General features: G+C 61.9%; 13 protein-coding genes. 4 read left to right on the forward strand and 9 right to left on the reverse strand.

Annotated elements, in window-relative coordinates; all coding sequences use genetic code 11:
* Positions 1-109 precede the first annotated feature (109 nt).
* The 4 genes from emhA (at position 110) to ND528_RS15815 (ending at position 7,570) form a co-directional block, all read left to right on the forward strand.
* Positions 110-1,267, forward strand: a complete 1,158-nt coding sequence (gene emhA, locus ND528_RS15800) for an efflux RND transporter periplasmic adaptor subunit EmhA (RefSeq protein ID WP_263470687.1) — start codon at positions 110-112, stop codon at positions 1,265-1,267.
* A gap of 3 nt (positions 1,268-1,270) precedes the next feature.
* A complete protein-coding gene (gene emhB / locus ND528_RS15805) occupies positions 1,271-4,435 on the forward strand; it encodes an efflux RND transporter permease subunit EmhB (RefSeq protein ID WP_039762672.1) in 3,165 nt (1,054 codons plus the stop codon).
* Positions 4,432-5,892 (forward strand): efflux RND transporter outer membrane subunit EmhC, encoded by a 1,461-nt coding sequence (emhC, locus tag ND528_RS15810; protein WP_016771333.1) that lies wholly within the window; start codon positions 4,432-4,434, stop codon positions 5,890-5,892. The genes emhB and emhC overlap by 4 nt, the downstream gene beginning before the upstream one ends.
* Positions 5,893-6,310: 418 nt before the next feature.
* Positions 6,311-7,570, forward strand: coding sequence for an OprD family porin (locus tag ND528_RS15815; RefSeq protein WP_263470688.1), 1,260 nt, complete (start codon positions 6,311-6,313; stop codon positions 7,568-7,570).
* A gap of 156 nt (positions 7,571-7,726) precedes the next feature.
* On the opposite strand, the gene pcaC is transcribed toward ND528_RS15815, so the two are convergent.
* The 9 genes from pcaC to ND528_RS15860 all read right to left on the reverse strand — a co-directional run bounded on the left by pcaC (position 7,727) and on the right by ND528_RS15860 (position 16,047).
* A complete protein-coding gene (pcaC, locus tag ND528_RS15820; protein WP_263470689.1) occupies positions 7,727-8,119 on the reverse strand; it encodes a 4-carboxymuconolactone decarboxylase in 393 nt (130 codons plus the stop codon).
* Between the two features lie 10 nt (positions 8,120-8,129).
* Complete coding sequence (gene pcaD / locus ND528_RS15825; RefSeq protein ID WP_263470690.1) at positions 8,130-8,921, reverse strand: 3-oxoadipate enol-lactonase; 792 nt, start codon at positions 8,919-8,921, stop codon at positions 8,130-8,132.
* Between the two features lie 11 nt (positions 8,922-8,932).
* Positions 8,933-10,297 (reverse strand): 3-carboxy-cis,cis-muconate cycloisomerase, encoded by a 1,365-nt coding sequence (locus ND528_RS15830; protein WP_130912697.1) that lies wholly within the window; start codon positions 10,295-10,297, stop codon positions 8,933-8,935.
* Positions 10,298-10,341: 44 nt separating this feature from the next.
* Positions 10,342-11,637 carry an MFS family transporter gene (locus ND528_RS15835; protein ID WP_039762664.1) on the reverse strand — a complete coding sequence of 432 codons (1,296 nt, stop codon included), beginning with the start codon at positions 11,635-11,637 and terminating at the stop codon, positions 10,342-10,344.
* A 262-nt stretch (positions 11,638-11,899) separates the two neighbouring features.
* On the reverse strand, positions 11,900-12,466 hold the full coding sequence (gene pcaG, locus ND528_RS15840) for a protocatechuate 3,4-dioxygenase subunit alpha (protein ID WP_071174625.1): 567 nt from the start codon (positions 12,464-12,466) through the stop codon (positions 11,900-11,902).
* Between the two features lies 1 nt (position 12,467).
* Positions 12,468-13,172, reverse strand: a complete 705-nt coding sequence (gene pcaH, locus ND528_RS15845; protein ID WP_137215372.1) for a protocatechuate 3,4-dioxygenase subunit beta — start codon at positions 13,170-13,172, stop codon at positions 12,468-12,470.
* Between the two features lie 36 nt (positions 13,173-13,208).
* Complete coding sequence (gene pcaF, locus ND528_RS15850; RefSeq protein ID WP_263470691.1) at positions 13,209-14,414, reverse strand: 3-oxoadipyl-CoA thiolase; 1,206 nt, start codon at positions 14,412-14,414, stop codon at positions 13,209-13,211.
* Positions 14,411-15,190, reverse strand: coding sequence for a CoA-transferase subunit beta (locus tag ND528_RS15855; RefSeq protein ID WP_016771341.1), 780 nt, complete (start codon positions 15,188-15,190; stop codon positions 14,411-14,413). Before ND528_RS15855 ends, pcaF begins: the two co-directional genes overlap by 4 nt.
* Positions 15,190-16,047: a CoA transferase subunit A gene (locus tag ND528_RS15860; protein WP_122612596.1), complete on the reverse strand. Its 858-nt coding sequence runs from the start codon at positions 16,045-16,047 to the stop codon at positions 15,190-15,192. The genes ND528_RS15855 and ND528_RS15860 overlap by 1 nt, the downstream gene beginning before the upstream one ends.
* Positions 16,048-16,257 lie beyond the last annotated feature (210 nt).

Genomic DNA, 16,257 nt, shown 5'->3' on the forward strand with positions numbered 1-16,257 from the left:
ACCATGAACGTAAGTATATTACTTAGCAAGCTACTTATCCACCCGGTGCCCGATTTTTACTCTTTCACACTTCTTGTGCGCTTCTTGCGCGCCTGACCCGAGGATCTTCATGCAATTCAAGCCAGCTGTTACCGCTCTGGTCACTGCCGTCGCCCTGGCATCGCTGCTCAGCGGATGTAAAAAGGAAGAAGCGGCCCCAGCCGCTCCGCCTCCTCAGGTCGGCGTCGTCACCCTGCAACCACAAGCCTTTACCCTGACCTCGGAACTTCCGGGCCGCACCAGTGCGTTCCGCATCGCGGAAGTTCGCCCGCAGGTCAACGGCATCATTCTCAAGCGTCTGTTCAAGGAAGGCGCCGACGTCAAAGCCGGCCAGCAGCTGTATCAGATCGATCCGTCGGTCTATGAAGCTACGCTGAAAAGCGCCGAAGCCGAGCTGCGTTCGACCAAGTCGATTTCCGACCGCTACAAGCAACTGGTCGACGAACAAGCCGTGAGCCGTCAGGAATACGACACCGCACTGGCCAACCGCCTGCAATCGGAAGCCTCGTTGCAGAGCGCGCAGATCAACGTGCGCTACACCAAAGTCTACGCGCCGATCTCTGGCCGTATCGGCCGCTCTTCGGTGACCGAAGGCGCACTGGTCAGCAATGGTCAGACCGATGCGATGGCAGTGATTCAGCAGCTCGACCCGATCTACGTCGACGTGACCCAGTCGTCGGTGGAACTGCTGGAACTGCGCCGCGAACTGGAAAGTGGTCGTCTGCAGAAGGCTGGCGACAACGCCGCCGCAGTCAAGCTGACCCTGGAAGACGGCAGCCAGTACAAGCTCGACGGCAAGCTGGAATTCTCCGAAGTCTCGGTTGACCAGACCACCGGCTCGGTGACCCTGCGCGCGGTGTTCCCGAACCCGGATCACACCCTCTTGCCAGGCATGTTCGTTCACGCCCAGCTGCAAGCCGGCGTCAACAGCGCAGCGATCCTCGCGCCGCAACAAGGCGTGACCCGCGACCTCAAAGGCACCCCGACCGCACTGGTCGTCGGCGCCGACAACAAGGTCGAACTGCGTCAGCTCAAGGCCAGCCGCACCGTCGGCAGCCAGTGGCTGATCGAAGACGGCCTGAAAGCCGGCGATCGTCTGATCACCGAAGGGCTGCAGTACGTCAAACCGGGCGTCGAGGTCAAAGCGACCGAAGCGACTAACGTCGGCACCAAGAACCCGGCCCCCGCACAGGCAGCTGACAAAGCCGCCGGCGGCAAAGGGGAGTAACCCATGTCAAAATTCTTCATCGACCGTCCGATTTTCGCCTGGGTAATCGCCCTGGTGATCATGCTGGTCGGGGCACTTTCGATCCTGAAATTGCCGATCAACCAATACCCGAGCATTGCGCCACCGGCCATTGCGATTCAGGTGACCTACCCAGGCGCGTCCGCACAAACCGTGCAGGACACCGTGGTGCAGGTCATCGAGCAACAGCTCAACGGTATCGACAACCTGCGTTATGTGTCGTCGGAAAGTAACTCCGACGGCAGCATGACCATCACCGCGACCTTCGAGCAAGGCACCAACTCCGACACCGCGCAGGTCCAGGTCCAGAACAAGCTGAACCTGGCCACCCCGCTGCTGCCGCAGGAAGTGCAGCAACAGGGTATCCGCGTGACCAAGGCAGTGAAGAACTTCCTGCTGGTGATCGGCGTGGTGTCGCGCGACGGCAGCATGACCAAGGACGACCTGTCCAACTACATCGTGTCGAACATGCAGGACCCGATCTCGCGGACCGCCGGTGTCGGTGACTTCCAGGTCTTCGGTGCGCAGTACGCGATGCGTATCTGGCTCGACCCGGCCAAGTTGAACAACTTCAACCTGACCCCGGTCGACGTGAAAAACGCCATTGCTGCGCAGAACGTCCAGGTGTCGTCCGGTCAGCTCGGTGGCTTGCCTGCCGTGCAGGGCCAGCAACTGAACGCGACGATCATCGGCAAGACCCGTCTGCAGACTGCTGAGCAGTTCAAGGAAATCCTGCTCAAGGTCAACAAGGACGGTTCGCAGGTTCGCCTCAAAGACGTGGCTGAAGTCGGCCTCGGCGGTGAGAACTACGCGATCAGCGCCCAGTTCAACGGCAGCCCGGCGTCCGGTCTGGCGGTGAAACTGGCCAACGGCGCCAACGCCCTCGACACGGCCAAAGCGCTGCGCAACACCATCGACAGCCTCAAGCCGTTCTTCCCGCAAGGCATGGAAGTGGTGTTCCCGTATGACACCACTCCGGTGGTGACCGAATCGATCAAAGGCGTGGTGCACACCCTGGTCGAAGCGATCGCGCTGGTGTTCCTGGTGATGTTCCTGTTCCTGCAGAACTTCCGCGCCACCGTCATCACCACGATGACCGTGCCCGTGGTACTGCTCGGCACGTTCGGCATCCTCGCCGCCGCCGGTTTCAGCATCAACACCCTGACCATGTTCGGCATGGTGCTGGCCATCGGTCTGCTGGTGGACGACGCCATCGTCGTGGTGGAAAACGTCGAGCGGGTGATGAGCGAAGAAGGCTTGTCACCGAAGGAAGCGACGAAGAAATCCATGGGCCAGATCCAGGGTGCACTGGTCGGTATCGCCCTCGTGCTCTCGGCGGTACTGCTGCCGATGGCATTCTTCAGTGGTTCCACGGGTGTGATCTACAAGCAGTTCTCGATCACCATCGTGTCGGCCATGGCCCTGTCGGTACTGGTTGCCCTGATCTTCACCCCGGCGCTGTGCGCGACCATGCTCAAGCCGATTCCGAAAGGCGAGCACGGTACCCCGAAGAAAGGTTTCTTCGGCTGGTTCAACCGCAATTTCGACCGTGGTGTACGCAGCTACGAGCGCGGCGTCGGCAACATGCTGACCCGCAAGGCGCCGTATCTGCTGGCGTACCTGTTGATCGTGGTGGGCATGATCTGGCTGTTCACCCGCATCCCGACCGCGTTCCTCCCGGAAGAAGACCAGGGCGTACTGTTCGCTCAGGTGCAGACCCCGGCCGGTTCCAGTGCCCAGCGCACGCAGGTGGTGGTGGATGAAATGCGTGAGTACCTGCTGCGTCCGAACAAGGACGGCGGTGAGGCGGACGCGGTGGCTTCGGTGTTCACCGTGACCGGCTTCAACTTCGCCGGCCGTGGTCAGAGCTCGGGTATGGCGTTCATCATGCTCAAGCCGTGGGGCGAACGTAACGCGGACAACAGCGTGTTTAACCTCGCTGCGCGTGCCCAGCAACACTTCTTCAGCTTCCGCGACGCGATGGTGTTTGCCTTCGCCCCGCCAGCGGTTCTGGAATTGGGTAACGCCACCGGTTTCGACGTGTTCCTGCAGGACCGCGCCGGTATTGGTCACGAAAAACTGATGGAAGCGCGTAACCAGTTCCTCGGCATGGCGGCGCAAAGCAAGGTGCTGACCCAGGTGCGTCCGAACGGCCTGAACGATGAGCCGCAGTTCCAACTGGAAATCGACGACGAGAAGGCCAGTGCCCTCGGCATCACCATCAGCGACATCAACAACACCCTGTCGATCGCGCTGGGCAGTAGCTACGTCAACGACTTCATCGACCGTGGTCGGGTGAAGAAAGTCTACGTGCAGGGCCAACCGGACTCGCGCATGAGCCCCGAAGACCTGAAGAAGTGGTACGTGCGCAACGCCGAAGGCACCATGGTTCCGTTCTCGGCGTTCGCCAAGGGCGAGTGGGTCTACGGTTCGCCGAAGCTGGCGCGCTATAACGGTGTGGAAGCGGTCGAGGTCCTCGGGGCTCCGGCGCCGGGCTACTCCACCGGTGAAGCGATGGCTGAAGTCGAAGCGATTGCCAAGAAGCTGCCGTCCGGTGTCGGTATCTCCTGGACCGGTCTGTCCTACGAGGAACGTCTGTCCGGCTCGCAAGCACCAGCGCTGTACGCCCTGTCGCTGCTGATGGTGTTCCTGTGTCTGGCGGCGCTGTATGAAAGCTGGTCGATTCCGATCGCGGTCATGCTCGTGGTACCGCTGGGGATCATCGGTGCGCTGATGGCTACCAGCCTGCGCGGTCTGTCCAACGACGTGTACTTCCAGGTGGGCTTGTTGACGACCATCGGTCTGGCGGCTAAAAACGCCATTCTGATCGTCGAATTCGCCAAGGAACTGCACGAACAGGGACGCACCCTGCGTGAAGCGGCGATTGAAGCCTGCCGCATGCGTCTGCGCCCGATCATCATGACCTCGCTGGCCTTCGTTCTCGGTGTTGTGCCGCTGGCGATTTCCACCGGCGCCGGTTCAGGCAGTCAGCATGCGATCGGTACCGGCGTGATTGGCGGTATGCTCACGGCCACGATCCTGGCGATCTTCTGGGTCCCACTGTTCTTCGTTACTGTGTCGTCCATCGGTCAGCGTAAAAAGACCGACGCGGATGAGACTACTGAAACTCCTAAAGAGGCTGGCCAATGAGCAAGTCGCTACTCTCCATCGCAGTCGCCGCCTTCGTGCTGAGCGGTTGCTCGCTGATACCTGACTATCAGCAGCCTGAGGCTCCGGTCGCAGGCCAGTACCCGCAGGGGCCGGCATATTCGCCGGCCCAGGCTCCGGCGCAAGCCGCTGCCGAACAGGGCTGGAAGCAGTTTTTCCATGACCCGGCCCTGCAACAGCTGATCCAGGTCGCCCTGGAAAACAACCGCGACCTGCGTGTCGCGGCGCTGAACATCGACGCTTACGCGGCGCAGTACCGCATCCAGCGCGCCGACCTGTTCCCGGCAGTGTCGGCCAATGCCGCCGGCAGCCGCCAGCGTCTGCCGGCCCGTGCCTCGCAGACCGGCGAGTCGATGATCAGCAGTTCGTATTCCGCCACCGTCGGCGTCAGCGCCTACGAACTCGACCTGTTCGGTCGGGTGCGCAGCCTGAGCGAGCAAGCGCTGCAACAGTACTTCGCTACTGAAGAAGCACGCCGCAGTACGCAGATCAGTCTGGTCGCCAACGTCGCCAATGCTTACCTGACCTGGCAAGCGGACAAGGAACTGCTCAAGCTGACGCAGGACACCCTCGGTGCCTTCGAAGAAAGCTACAAGCTGACCAGCCGCAGCAACGAAGTCGGTGTGGCGTCGGCGCTGGATCTGGCGCAGTCGCGCACTTCCGTGGAAAACGCCCGGGCGCAACTGGCACGTTATACCCGCCAGGTCGCGCAGGACGAAAACAGCCTGACCCTGCTGCTCGGCACCGGTATTCCGGCCAACCTGCAAACGGCCAAACCGCTGTCTGATGACCTGCTCAGCGATGTGCCGGCCGGTCTGCCTTCGGACCTGCTGCAACGTCGTCCGGACATTCTGCAGGCCGAGTACAACCTGAAGGCGGCCAACGCCAACATCGGCGCGGCGCGTGCAGCGTTCTTCCCGAGCATCAGCCTGACCGCCAACGCGGGCAGCCTGAGCCCGGATCTGTCCGGTCTGTTCAAGGGTGGCTCGGGGACGTGGCTGTTCCAGCCGCAGATCAACCTGCCGATCTTCAACGCCGGCAGCCTGCGCGCCAGCCTCGACTACGCCAAGATCCAGAAGGACATTGGCGTGGCGAACTACGAAAAGTCGATTCAAACGGCCTTCCAGGAAGTCGCCGACGGCCTCGCCGCCCGCCAGACTTACACCGAGCAGCTGCAAGCGCAGCGTGACTTCGTGCAGGCCAACCAGGATTACTACCGCCTGGCCGAACGTCGCTACCGCATCGGCGTCGACAGCAACCTGACCTTCCTCGATGCCCAGCGTCAGTTGTTCAGCGCGCAACAAGCGCTGATCACCGACCGCCTCGCGCAGTTGACCAGTGCGGTCAACCTGTACAAGGCCCTGGGCGGTGGCTGGAATGCGCAGACCGCGCAGAACGAAGCGCTGAAAGAAGAAGCGCCGAAGATGAAGCTGTTCTGATCATCGGCTGAATACAAGGAGCCCACCGATTGGTGGGCTTTTTGTTGCCTGCCTGAAAGGTGTGTTGTTCGGGCTGACCCCTTCGCGAGCAGGCTCGCTCCCACATTTGAAATGCGCCCACCTGTGGGAGCGAGCCTGCTCGCGAAGAGGCCCGCACATCCGCCCAAAAAACCCGGCTCAATCTTGCGTTCGATAATCGCCCAAAACCCGCTTTTACCAATTGAATCAAAACATCCGCGCCCCGCACCATTCGCTCCACAAAACCAATAACAACAAGGTTCGACACCATGCTCCTGCGCCCTGCCCCGCCCGGCTGACCGCCACCGCTGCATCTCATAACTGCATCACTTCGCCCTGCGCCGCACCCGCCGCGACAGCGCAGCCGTTCGCCCTAAAAAAACAAGAGAGACCCAAGTCCATGACAGTTTTCCCTGTGCCTTACGCATTGCCCGCTGTGATCGCCCTGGCCATCGCCGGTCTGGCCCTGCCAGCCAGCGCTGAAGAAAGCGGCTTCGTTGAAGGCGCCAAGGTCAACCTCAACCTGCGCAACTTCTACATCAACCGCAACTTCACCAACCCGACCAAGGCCCAAGGCAAGGCTGAAGAGTGGACGCAGAGTTTCATCCTCGACGCCAAATCCGGCTTCACCCAAGGCACGGTCGGTTTCGGCATGGACGTACTCGGGCTGTATTCGATCAAGCTCGATGGCGGTAAAGGCACGGGCGGCACGCAGTTGTTGCCGCTGGACCATGACGGGCGCCCGGCGGACAACTTCGGCCGCACCAACGTCGCATTCAAGGCCAAGCTTTCGCAGACCGAAGTCAAGGTCGGTGAGTGGATGCCGGTGCTGCCGATCCTGCGTTCGGACGACGGTCGTTCGCTGCCGCAGACCTTCCGTGGCGGCCAGATAACCTCCAAGGAAATCGCCGGCCTGACCCTCTATGGCGGCCAGTTCCGCGCCAACAGCCCGCGCGACGACAGCAGCATGAGTGACATGTCGATGACCGGCAAAGCCGCGTTCATCTCTGATCGTTTCAACTTCCAGGGCGGCGAATACCTGTTCAACGACAAGCGCACGCAGATCGGCCTGTGGAACGCGCAGCTCAAGGACATCTACAGCCAGCAGTACCTCAACGTGCTGCACAGCCAGCCGCTCGGCGACTGGACGCTGGGCGCCAACCTCGGATTTTTCTACGGCAAGGAAGATGGCAGCGCGCGTGCCGGCGATCTGGACAACAAGACCTGGTACGGCATGTTTTCGGCCAAGTACGGCGGCAGCACGTTCTACCTCGGCCTGCAGAAACTGACCGGCGACAGCGCCTGGATGCGCGTCAACGGCACCAGCGGCGGCACCTTGGCCAACGACAGCTACAACGCCAGTTATGACAACGCTCAGGAACGCTCCTGGCAGTTGCGCCACGACTACAACTTCGCCGCCCTGGGCATCCCCGGCCTGACCCTGATGAACCGCTACATCAGCGGCGACAACGTGCACACCGGGACGATCACCGACGGCAAGGAATGGGGTCGCGAATCGGAACTCGGTTACACGGTGCAGAGCGGCACTTTGAAGGATTTGAACGTCAGATGGCGCAACTCGACCATGCGCCGCGACTTCAGCAACAACGAGTTCGATGAAAATCGCCTGATCGTCAGCTACCCGATCAGCCTGCTGTAATCACCGATCCCGTGTAGGAGCTGCCGCAGGCTGCGATCTTTTGATCTTGTTTTTAACAATCAAGATCAAAAGATCGCAGCCTTCGGCAGCTCCTACAGGGGAATGCATTCCAAGGTGGGAGCGAGCCTGCTCGCGAAAGCGGCAGACCGGCCGCCATTATTCTCGAGATTCGATGCCCAGCTCATCCCACACCGACTCCGCCAAATGAAACGTCGCATTCGCCGCCGGGATGCCGCAGTAGATCGCGCTCTGCATGATCACTTCCTTGATCTCGCCACGGCTGACCCCGTTGTTGGCCGCCGCACGCAGGTGCAGTTTCAGTTCGCCCTCGCGGTTCATGCCGATCAGCATGGCGATGGTGATCAGGCTGCGGGTATGACGGGGCAGGCCCGGGCGGGTCCAGATGTCGCCCCAGGCGTGGCGGGTGATCATCTCCTGGAATTCCAAGTTGAACTCGGTCAGCGTGGTCAGGCTGCGATCGACGTGGGCATCGCCCAGCACCGCGCGGCGGACTTGCATGCCTTCGTCGTAACGTTGTTTCTCGTCCACAAATTCTTCCTCACTGAGCCTGCAAAAACGCCAGCACACGGTCGCTGAAAGCGGCACCGGCCTGCACGTTGGACAAATGCGCCGCATGGAACTCGGCGTACTCGGCACCGCGCACGTGGTCGCGAATGAAGTGCCCGCCGGACGGCGGCGTCACCGCATCTTCGCTGCCGGCAATGACCAGCAACGGCACGTTGATCGAAGCCAGTTGTTCACGAAAATCAGCATCGCGTACTGCCGCGCAGTTGGCCGCATAACCTTGTGGATTGGTCGCGGCAAGCATGTCGGTAATCTTCTTCGCCTCCTCGGGATGGGCCGCCGAAAAGTCAGGGGTAAACCAGCGCGCAATCGAGGCATCACGCAGTGCGACCATCGCCGCCGGGCCGTCACGCAGTACGGTTTCGATGCGCGGATTCCACACCGACGGGTCGCCGATTTTCGCCGCCGTATTGCATACGATCAGCTTGTGCAGACGATGGCCGGCGTTGATCCCCAGCCACTGTCCGATCAGCCCGCCCATCGACAACCCGCAGAAATGCGCGCGCTCGATATGCAGCGCATCGAGCAGACCGAGCACGTCGCGACCGAGTTGTTCGATGCTGTACGGCCCCTCGGTGACCAGCGATTGCCCATGGCCGCGCGTGTCGAAACGCAGCACGCGGAAATGCTCGGTGAACGCCGGCATTTGCGCGTCCCACATGTGCAGGTCGGTGCCCAGCGAGTTGGACAGCACCAGCACCGGCGCCTCCGCCGGGCCCTCAATTTCATAGTGCAGTTCGCCATCGGCGAGTTGAACGAAAGCCACAGCCCTCTCCTTCAGACAGTCAAAGCGTTGTGTTCAGCCACCGCGCGCTCGATCCAGGCTTGCGCCTGGCCAAGGTAATGCGCGGGGTTCAGAAGATCATCGAGTTCAGCGCCACTGAGTTCGGCGGTGACTTGCGGCTCGTCAGCGAGCACCGCACGCAAATGGCGTTGCTCGGCCACGGCGCGTTTGCAGCATTGTTCGAGCAGGTGATGAGCGGTGTCGCGGCCGACGCGTTGGGCAAGGACGATGCTCACCGCTTCGGCCAGCACCAGGCCTTGGGTCAATTCGAGGTTGCGGGCCATGCGCGCCGCGTCGACTTCCAGACCCTCGGCCAACAAGCGCGCCTGTTGCAGCGAACCGGACACCAGGCAGCAGATTTCCGGCAGGGTTTCCCATTCGGCATGCCACAAACCGAGGCTGCGTTCGTGCTCCTGCGGCATCGCGCTGAACAGCGTCGACACCAGCCCCGGCACCCGCGTGGCCGCGCCGATCAGCACCGCCGCGCCGACCGGATTGCGTTTGTGCGGCATGGTCGACGAACCGCCCTTGCCCGGTGCCGCAGGTTCAAAAACCTCCGCTGCTTCGGTCTGCATCAACAGGCTGATGTCGCGGCCGAATTTGCCGAGGCTGCCGGCGATCAGGCCAAGCACCGCGCCGAACTCGACGATGCGATCACGCTGGGTGTGCCACGGTTGCTCGGGCAGGGTCAGTTGCAGCTCTTCGGCCAAGGCTTTGGCAATCGGCAGGGCCTGCTCTCCTAACGCAGCTAGCGTTCCGGAAGCGCCACCGAATTGCAGCACCAGCAGCCGTGGCTTGAGTTGTTGCAGACGCTGACGGCTGCGCGTGACGGCGCCGAGCCATCCAGCGATTTTCATACCGAGGGTCACTGGCGTCGCGTGTTGCAGCCAGGTGCGCCCGGCCAGTGGCGTGGTGGCGAAGCGTTGGGCCTGAACAGCAAGTGAGTCGGCCAGTTGCGCCAGTTCGCTTTCGATCAACGCCAGCGCCTGGCGCAATTGCAGGACCAGCCCGGAATCCATCACGTCCTGACTGGTCGCGCCCAGATGCACATAGCGCTCGGCTTCGGCATCGCTCGAAGCGATCTGCTTGCCCAAGGCCTTGACCAGTGGAATCGCCGAATTGCCAGCCGTGGCAATCGCCTCGCCCAGCGCCGCAAAGTCATACAGGCCCGCCTCGCACGCTGCAGCAATCGGCGCCACAGCGGATGAAGGAATCAGCCCGACCCGCGCCTCGGCCCGGGCCAGCGCCGCTTCGAAATCGAGCATCGCCTGCACCCGGCCCTGATCGCAGAACACTTCGCGCATATCGCGGGCGGTGAAGTAGGCATCGAACAATTGATTGCCCGGTCGCTGAGTCATAAACAGTCCTTGCCGGCGCGGGCCTCGCAGCCCGGCACATGGGTTTACAGATCGTGGTGCAGATACTTCGCCTGCTTGGGCAAACGCAGGCTGAACAGGAAAGCCACCGCCATCATTGCCGTGACGTACCAGTAGAAGGCGTTTTCCATGCCGCCGGCCTTGAGGCTCAGGGCCACAAACTCTGCCGAACCACCGAAGATTGCATTGGCCACCGCGTAAGCCAGGCCGACACCGAGGGCGCGCACTTCCGGCGGGAACATCTCGGCTTTGACCAGACCGCTGATCGAGGTGTAGAAGCTGACAATCGCCAGCGCCAGAGTGATCAGCACGAAGGCGAGGAACGGGCTGCTGATGCTTTTCAGGCTGAGCAGAATCGGTACGGTGAACAGCGTGCCGAGGGCGCCGAACCAGAGCATCGAGTTACGCCGGCCGATCTTGTCGGCGAGCATGCCGAACAGCGGCTGCATGCACATGTACAGGAACAGCGCGCCGGTCATGATGTAGCTGGCAGTCTTGGCGTGCATCCCGGCGGTGTTCACCAGGTATTTCTGCATGTAGGTGGTGAAGGTGTAGAAAATCAGCGAGCCGCCGGCGGTGTAACCGAGCACAGTGATGAACGCCGCTTTGTGATCGCGAAACAGTGCAGTGATGCTGCCGGCGTCTTTGTGTGCGCGGGTTTCCTCGTTGGTGGTTTCCTTCAGCGAACGACGCAGGAACAGCGAAATCAGCGCCGCCACCGCACCGACCACGAACGGAATCCGCCAGCCGTAGGCACGCAGGTCTTCTTCAGTGAGGAACTGTTGCAGCACCACCACCAGCGACACCGCCAGCAGTTGTCCGCCAATCAGCGTCACGTACTGGAACGAGGCGAAGAAACCGCGCTGGCCCTTGAGCGCAACCTCGCTCATGTAAGTCGCGGTGGTGCCGTATTCGCCGCCCACCGACAGACCTTGCAGCAAACGCGCGAACAGCAACAGCACTGGCGCCCAGACGCCGATGTCTTTGTAGGTCGGCAGGCAGGCAATCAGCAGCGAGCCGAAGCACATCATCAGAATCGAGATGAGCATCGAGTTCTTGCGCCCGTGCTTGTCGGCGACGCGGCCGAAGATCCAGCCGCCAATCGGCCGCATCAGGAACCCGGCGGCGAACACGCCAGCGGTGTTGACCAGTTGCACGGTGGGGTTGTCGGAGGGGAAAAACGCCGGGGCAAAATAGATTGCGCAGAAGGCGTAGACGTAGAAGTCGAACCACTCGACTAGATTGCCGGAGGAAGCGCCGACGATGGCGAAGATGCGCTTGCTGCGCTCTTCGCCGGTGTAATGGGAGGTGGGCGTTGTCATTGTTTTTTCACTCGATAGGGACAGTCACAGTCTAGACATACTTTGCAACAGTCCCGTTCCGCATCGGATCATCACCCACGTCTGGATCAGCCTTTGTGGCGAGGGGATTTATCCCCGCTCGAGTGCGAAGCACTCGCAAATCAGATACACGCGGTTCATCTGAATACCGCGCCGACTGGTTTTTGGGGCTGCTTCGCAGCCCAGCGGGGACAAATCCCCTCACCACAGGGACTCTGTCCTGCAGGGGATTTGGGGTGTTCTCTCAATAATCGAAGAACACCGTCTCGGCATCGGTGCCCTGCAGGACCACATTCCACTGGTACACACCCGACGCATCCGCCTTGGCCAGCAACGTCTGGCGACGCTCCGCCGGCACACACTCGAGCAACGGGTCAGCAACGTTCGCCGGTTCACCTTCAAAATAAATCCGCGTCAGCAAATGCTTGACCAGACCACGGGCAAACACCAGCACCACCAGATGCGGCGCCTGGGTCGAGCCTTTCAACCCCGGCACGGTGCCCGGTTTGATCGTGGTGAAACGGAAGCGCCCTTCGGCGTCCACCGGTACCCGGCCGAAGCCTTCGAAATTCGGGTCGAGTGGCTTGTCCTGATGATCTTCCGGGTGGTCGTACTTGCCGGCGGCGTTGGCCTGCCAGACTTCGAGCATGGCGTCGTTGACGACATCGCCATTGCCGTCGACCACCTGGCCGGTGATCGCCACGCGCTCGCCGAGGGTCAGCTCGTTGGCCAGGGTTTCGCGGTTCAGCCACGTCAGGCCGATGTGGTAATACGGCCCGACGGTGTGGGACGTGGTCGCATAGAGCGTCATCTTATTTCTCCATCGGCGTGGCTTCACGGCCGCGCAGTACGATGTCCCAGCGGTAACCGAGGGCGTAGGACGGAATGGTTTTTTCCAGATCGAAAGCAGCGATCAGGCGTTCCTTGGCCGAAGTGTCCGGCACGCAGTTGTAGATCGGGTCATACGCCAGCAACGGGTCGCCGGGGAAATACATTTGCGTGACCAGTCGGGTGAGGATGCTCGGCCCGAACAGGGAAAAGTGGATGTGCGCCGGGCGCCAGGCGTTGTGGTGGTTGCCCCACGGATAGGCGCCGGGCTTGATGGTCTGGAACTGGTACCAGCCATCGGCATCGGTGACGGTGCGGCCGGTGCCGGTGAAGTTCGGGTCCAGCGGCGCGTCGTGCAGGTCACGGGCATGGTTGTAGCGGCCGGCGGCATTGGCCTGCCAGATCTCCACCAGAATCCCCGGCACCGGCAGGCCGTCTTCGTCGAGCACGCGGCCGTGAATGATGATGCGCTCGCCCAACGGCTCGCCTTCGTGCTGGGCGGTCAGGTCATTGTCCTTCTCGGCAACGTGTTCGGCGCCGATGGTCGGCCCGGTGATTTCCGACAGCGAGTGCGGCAGGTGCACCAACGGCTTGGACGGCGAGCGCAGGTTGGTGGATTGATACGTCGGGTGCAGGTAGTCAGGCTGAGTGCCTGCCTGTGGGCGACGGTAACCAGGCTTGTCAGTCATTTCGCTTTCCTCAGTTCTTGTAAGTGCCGCAGCGCGTCAGACACGTTCGATGGCCAGGGCCAGACCCTGGCCAACACCGACGCACATGGTCGCCAGACCTTTCTTGCCGCCAGTCTTTTCCAGATGATGCAGGGCGGTCAGCACCAGCCGCGCACCGCTCATGCCCAATGGGTGACCGAGGGCAATCGCGCCGCCATTCGGGTTGACCTGCGGCGCATCGTCGGCCAGGCCCAACTCGCGCAATACCGCGAGGCCCTGGCTGGCAAACGCTTCGTTGAGTTCGATCACGTCGAAATCGCTGACCGCCACGCCGAGGCGCTCGGTCAGTTTGCGCACCGCTGGCACCGGGCCGATGCCCATCACCCGAGGTGCGACACCGGCGCTGGCCATGCCGAGCACTTTTGCGCGGGCGGTCAGGCCGTGTTTTTTCACCGCTTCGGCTGACGCCAGAATCAGCGCAGCAGCACCATCGTTGACCCCCGAGGCATTGCCGGCGGTGACGGTTTTGTCCGCGCCGTTGACCGGTTTCAGTTTGGCCAGCGCTTCAATCGTAGTGTCGGCGCGCGGATGTTCGTCCTCGCTGACCACGGTTTCGCCCTTTTTGTGGGCGATGCGCACTTCGACGATTTCTTCAGCGAAGTATCCGGCGGCTTGAGCGGCGGCGGTACGTTGCTGACTGCGCAAGGCAAAGGCGTCCTGATCTTCGCGCGAGACTTTATAGTCGTCGGCGACGTTATCAGCCGTCTGTGGCATGGCATCGACGCCGTACTGCGCCTTCATCAGCGGGTTGATGAAACGCCAGCCGATGGTGGTGTCTTCCAGTTTCATGTTGCGCGAGAACGCCGCGTCGGCCTTGCCCATCACGAACGGTGCGCGGGACATCGACTCGACGCCGCCGGCAATCGCCAGCTCCATTTCGCCACTGGCGATGGCGCGGAATGCGGTGCCAATCGCGTCCATGCCCGAAGCGCAGAGACGATTGAGCGTAACGCCCGGCACGCTGTCCGGCAGCCCCGCCAGCAGCAGCGCCATGCGCGCGACGTTGCGGTTGTCTTCGCCGGCCTGGTTGGCGCAGCCGAGGAACACTTCATCGACGGCATTCCAGTCCACCGAAGGATTGCGCTCCATCAAGGCCTTGATCGGCACGGCGGCCAGGTCATCGGCGCGCACGGCGGACAATGCGCCGCCGAAACGGCCGATGGGGGTGCGAATTGCGTCGCAGATATACACGTCACGCATCATGCTTCTCCCGGTGCCTGACCGTGGGCGGCGGCGGTGCGCGCTTCAAGATCACGCAGCGCCGTCAGCTCGACTTCGGTCGGCTCAGCGGTGGTTTCAACGGAGTCGGCAAAACGGATCGCCCAACCGGTGGCGGCGACCACTTGCTCGCGGGTCACGCCCGGATGCAGCGCGGTGACCACGAATTCGTGGGTACCCTCCTCCGGTTCCATGATGCACAGGTCGGTGATGATCCCCACCGGCCCGGCGCCCGGCAGGCCCAGACGTTTACGCGAATCGCCACCTTCGCCGTGACCGACCGAGGTGATGAAGTCGAGCTTGTCGACAAACGACCGCGCCGACTGTTTAAGGATGATCAACACGCTTTTCGCCGAACCGGCGATCTCCGGCGCGCCACCGGCACCCGGCAGACGCACTTTTGGCGCGTGGTAGTCGCCGACCACGGTGGTGTTGATGTTGCCGAAACGGTCGACCTGCGCGGCGCCGAGAAAACCGACGTCGATGCGCCCGCCCTGCAACCAATAGCGAAAAATCTCGCCGGTCGGCACCACGGTGTCGGCGGTCTCGGCCAGTTCACCGTCACCGATGGACAGCGGCAGTACGCTCGGCTTGGCGCCAATCGGGCCGGATTCGTAGATCAGCACCACGTCTGGCGATGAAGTCAGGCGCGCGAGGTTGGCGGCTTTCGATGGCAGGCCGATGCCGACGAAGCATACCGAGCCGTTCTTCAGGCGCCGGGCCGCCGCGACGGTCATCATTTCATTGGTGGTGTAAGTCATTACTTGGCCTCCGAAGCAGCGGCCAATTTGGCCTGGAATTCGCTGAAGTCAGCGCAGCCATGGATGTATTCGTTGATCCACGCGGTAAAAGTCTGACGGTCGCGAGCGATCGGGTCCCACGCCTGATAGAAACGATTGTCACGCTCGGTGTAACCGTGGGCGTAGGACGGATGCGCGCCACCCGGCACATGACAGACCGCACTCAAGGCCCAGGTCGGCAGTACGCAAGCGTTCATCGGTGCGTTGAGGTCGTCGACGATTTCTTCCACGGTGACGATGCAACGCTTGGCGGCCAGCGCGGCTTCTTTCTGCACACCGAGAATGCCCCAGAGCAACACGTTGCCTTTGCGGTCGGCTTTCTGCGCGTGAATCACGGTGACGTCCGGGCGTACCGATGGCACTGCCGCCAGCACTTCGCCGGTGAACGGGCAGGTCACGGTTTTGATCAGCGGATTGACCTTCGGCAGGTCGGAGCCGGCGTAGGCACGCAGCACCGCGAACGGCAGGCCGGACGCGCCGGCGACGTAGGCGTTGGCGAGGTCGGCGTGGCTGTGTTCTTCAATTTCCAGCGCGTGCGGCCACTGTTTCTCGACCGCGTCACGCAGGCGGTGCAGCGAGCCCACACCCGGGTTGCCGCCCCAGGAGAAAATCAGTTTGCGCGCGCAACCGGCGCCGATCAGTTGGTCGTAGATCAAGTCAGGCGTCATCCGCACCAGCGTCAGATCTTTCTTGCCTTGACGAATGATTTCATGACCCGCTGCCGTAGGGATCAGGTGAGTGAAGCCTTCGAGGGCGACGGTGTCGCCGTCGTTGACGAATTGCTTCACCGCGTCGTGCAGCGAAAGGATCTCAGCCATGGAGCGGGCTCCTGTTCTTGTAAGGAATCGCCAGTGATAAAAAGGCGCGAGGTTCAGCGCCGGAGTCACTGAAGATTAAGCTCGGGAAATTCGCCAAACAATCCGATAATCGACTGAGTGTTCGTTTATCGAACAGATTGTTGTTCAGCTAACAATCAGATCAAAAGCTTCGCGAGCAGGCTCGCTCCCACCTTGGAATGCATTCCAGAA

Source organism: Pseudomonas mercuritolerans (assembly GCF_025706525.1).
Lineage (GTDB): Bacteria > Pseudomonadota > Gammaproteobacteria > Pseudomonadales > Pseudomonadaceae > Aquipseudomonas > Aquipseudomonas mercuritolerans.